The organism is Clostridia bacterium, from assembly GCA_019683875.1.
Taxonomy (GTDB): Bacteria; Bacillota; Sulfobacillia; order RBS10-35; family Bu92; genus Bu92.
The window spans coordinates 1-3,287 of the sequence record JADGHN010000153.1; the positions used below are offsets into that span (position 1 = coordinate 1).

Consider the following 3,287-nt stretch of genomic DNA (forward strand, 5'->3'; position numbering starts at 1 on the left):
TCCCACCGCGCGCTCGCCCAGGCGGCGGAGCTCGCCGCCAGCCCGCAGCTGCGCAACATGGCGACCATCGGCGGAAACCTCCTCCAGTTGAACCGTTGCGAGTACTATCGCAACGACCTGCCATGTGCGCTGCACGGCGGGGAGACGTGCCTCGCGGCGCAGGGCGACCACCGCCACCACGCGATCTTCCCGCAGAAGACGTGCATCGCCGTGAACCCGTCAGACCCGGTCACGGCGCTTCTCGCGCTCGACGCCCGGGTGGAGATCGCGCGCGCGAACGGCGATGTGCGCGAGGAACCGCTCGCCGGCCGCCTCAAGGACCCGGATCCGGAGGATCCCCGGCACTTCCGCCTGGAGGAGGGCGAGCTGATCACGGCCGTGCACCTCCCGCCCGCGGAAGGGGAGAGCGTGTACCTGAAGGCCATGGAGCGGGCGACGTGGTCGTTCGCGCTGGCGGCCGTCGCGGTTCGCCTCGCCTTCTCGACGGACGGGCGGGTGCAGGCGGCGCGGGTGGTTCTGGGGGCCGTCGCCGGCCAGCCGCGGCGCGCGGAGGCGGCGGAGCAGGCGCTCTTGGGCCGGACGCTCGACGACGAGGCCGTCGCGGCCGCGGCGGACGCCGCCGTGGCCGGCGCCCAGCCGTTGCCCGGCAACGCGTACAAGGTGGAGCTGGTGCGCGGCCTGGTGCGCAAGGCGCTCCAGACATTGCGCCCGCAGGCGGGCTGAGCGCGTGACCGCGACCGCCTCGCCGCCGTCCGGGGCTTCGCCGGCGGATGCCGTGGCTCCGACGACCGCCATCGGTGCGGCGCCGCCCGCGCCGAACCGCGCCCGGGCCACGCTGTGGGTCACGATCGGCTCGGCCCTGAGCAAGCCGCTGGGCTACCTGCGCGACGCGGCGCTCGCGGCCGTCTTCGGCGCGAGCGCCACCACGGACGCCTTCTTCATCGCGCAGACGATCCCGCAGGTGCTCTTCGCGACGGTCGCGGCCGGCCTCGGCACGACCTTCGTCCCCGTCTACACGCAGCGCCGGCGCGAGGCCGGCCCGGAAGCGGCCAAGCGCTCCACCGACGCCATCTTCACCGCCGTCGTGGCCGTGACGGCGATGCTCGCGGCGGCGCTCTGGGTCTTCGCGCCCTCCGTGGTGTCGGTCGTGGCTCCCGGCTTTGGCGGCCCCGCGCGGGAGCTGGCCGTGCACCTCACCCGCATCATGCTGCCGAGCATGCTCTTTCTCGCGCTCGCGACCGTCAGCACAGCCGCGCTGCAGGCGCACGAGCAGTTCACGCTGCCGGCGATGATCGGCATCCCGTACAACGTGGTCCTCGTGGCCTCGATCCTCGGCCTTGGGACGCGCGCCGGCATCGACATCGTGGGATGGGGCGTCGTCGCCGCCGTGGCCGCTCAGTGGCTGCTGCTCGTGCCCGCGATGCGGCGGATCGGTTTCCGCTATCGCTTCTCGTGGAACTGGCGCGACCCGGCGCTCGCGCGGACGCTGGCGTTGACGACCCCTGTGGTCGTGGCCACCGGCGCGAGCCAGCTGGGGTTCGTCGTCGACCGCATGCTGGCCTCGCTCCTGCCTTCGGGGCGCATCGCCGCGCTGTCGTACGCAAACCGGCTCTACGGCCTGCCGACGGGCGTGTTCGTCGCGGCGATCGTCACCGTGGCGTTTCCCCTGCTGGCGCAGCGGGCCGCCGCGCGCGACTTCGACGGCCTGCGGGCCGCCCTCAGGCGCGGGCTGCGCCTCATGATCGCCTTCCTCACGCCCGTGACCGTGGCGCTCATCGTGCTGCGGCGACCGCTCGTGCAGCTCCTGTTCCAGCACGGGGCCTTCACCGCCGGCGACGCGCGTCAGACGGCGTTCGCGCTGGGCTATTTCGCGCTGGGCCTCGTGCCCCTCGGCGCCGCGCAGCTCCTGCAACGCGCCTTCTTCTCGCTCCAGGACACGCGCACGCCGATGATCCTCGGCGTCGCCGGCGTGGCCGTCAACGTCGCGGCGGATCTCGCGCTGGTGGGGCCCCTGGCGCAGGGCGGCCTGGCGCTGGGGACGTCGCTCAACGTCGCATTCCAGGCCGCGGGGCTGCTCTGGGTGCTGCGCCGCCGGCTTCAGCATATCGGCGGGCGCGAGCTCGTCCTGACGTCCGTGCGCGCCGTCGCGGCCGGCGCGGCGATGGCGCTGGTGCTGTCCGGCGCGTGGGTCGCCGCCGCCGCGCTGTGGCCGGGGGACGGCGTGCTCCACCAGGCGCTTCGCCTCGCCGCGGCGGGCGCGGCTGGCGGCGCGGCGTATCTTGCGGCGGGCTGGCTTCTCGGGATGCGGGAGTTCCTGGCGCTCGCCGAGGCGCTCCCCGCCCGCTGGCGCGCGCGCTTCGGGCGGCCGTGACGCCGGCGTGGCCGGGCGGCGCCGCCGGCGCGGGGCCGCCGGCCGGCCGAGCGCCTGCCGCGCGGCGGCTCCGGTTCATGCGTTCTGCACTTCAAGCTCCGCCACGGAAGGGAGCCACGCCGTCCACGGCGCCGCGTCTCGCGCCTCCGGCCCGACGCCGATCGTCCCCCGCACGCCGGCGGCGCGCCCCATCTCGCAGTCGACCGGCGAATCCCCGACGACGACGCACTCCTCGGGCGCCACGCCCAAGTCGCGGCACGCTTCCCAGACGAATTCCGGAGCCGGCTTGCCGCGTCCGGTGCGCTCCGGCGTGACGACGGCGCCGAAGCGCCGGTCGAGCCCCGTGAACGCGAGCTGCGCCCGCGCGCGCGATTCCGTGTCGCCCGTCGCCAGCGCCAGGCGCAGTCCGGCGTCGGCCAGCCGGGAGACGGCCGCGACCACGCCGGGAAGGGGGTGGGTGATGTCGGGAATGGCGAGGCGGCGGTCGGCTTCCAGCAGGAGCTGGCGGGCGGCCGAACGCGCCTCGCTCCATGGCCGCCCTTCGGCGGCGAGCACGGCGGCGAGGATCGCGGCTTCCTCGTCGAACGCGGCTTCATAGAGGGGGCCGCGACTGTCGAGCCACAGGCCGCCAGAGGCGGCGATCCAGCGCGGCTTCCTCACCGGCTGGTACGCCACGCCGCACAGCCGGCGGTAGAGCGGGAGGACGTCGTGGCCGGCGGCCTGCGCGACGACCTGCTCGCGCATGCGGTGAAGCGCGGCGAGAAAGCGATACGCGTCGAACAGGGTGCCGTCCTTGTCAAAGATGACCGCCCGGCAGGGGAAGACTTGCAGGCCCGCGCAAAGCAGGACCTCCGACAGCGAAGTCCGCCTCCCATCGCGCGCGGGGCGCCTGCGCCCCGCCGCGCCCGTTTCGGAT

3 protein-coding genes are annotated in these 3,287 nt (G+C 74.8%); 2 read left to right on the forward strand and 1 reads right to left on the reverse strand.

Features of this window, described 5'->3' with window-relative positions; translation table 11 throughout:
- Positions 1-723, forward strand: a 723-nt coding sequence (locus tag IRZ18_09155) for an FAD binding domain-containing protein (protein MBX5477271.1), incomplete at its 5' end; no start/stop codon positions are given.
- A 4-nt stretch (positions 724-727) separates the two neighbouring features.
- Positions 728-2,371 carry a murein biosynthesis integral membrane protein MurJ gene (gene murJ / locus IRZ18_09160; protein ID MBX5477272.1) on the forward strand — a complete coding sequence of 548 codons (1,644 nt, stop codon included), beginning with the start codon at positions 728-730 and terminating at the stop codon, positions 2,369-2,371.
- Between the two features lie 75 nt (positions 2,372-2,446).
- On the opposite strand, the gene IRZ18_09165 is transcribed toward murJ, so the two are convergent.
- Positions 2,447-3,287: HAD family hydrolase (locus tag IRZ18_09165; GenBank protein ID MBX5477273.1), on the reverse strand; the 841-nt coding region annotated here is incomplete at its 5' end.